1 protein-coding gene is annotated in these 283 nt (G+C 65.4%); it reads left to right on the plus strand.

What is annotated here, in order from left to right:
• Positions 1-76: 76 nt before the first annotated feature.
• Positions 77-283, plus strand: a 207-nt coding sequence (locus MKK75_RS36510) for a hypothetical protein (RefSeq protein ID WP_244046389.1), incomplete at its 3' end; no start/stop codon positions are given.

Genomic DNA, 283 nt, shown 5'->3' on the forward strand with positions numbered 1-283 from the left:
AGTTCATCGGGGTCAAGCTCTCGGCCGGCTCCGTTTCGCCGGCACTGGCGTCTCGCGGCATAGGATACCCGGGCTGATGATGGACGATCCTGAGAAGATCTTTCTCGCTTCGCCGCAGTGGAAGGGCGCCGTCGCGGGCGCCCGGGAAGGCATGGCCCTCAAGGGCTACACCATGGACGACGACACGCTCGGCACGGTCGCCATGTCGGTGCTGATCCGGTTCATCGGGGCCGGCGGGTACGAGATCGAAGGCGTCGAGAAGACCATGGCGATGGTCCTGAGC

Source organism: Methylobacterium sp. J-030 (assembly GCF_022829545.1).
In the GTDB taxonomy this organism is placed as follows: Bacteria; Pseudomonadota; Alphaproteobacteria; order Rhizobiales; family Beijerinckiaceae; genus Methylobacterium.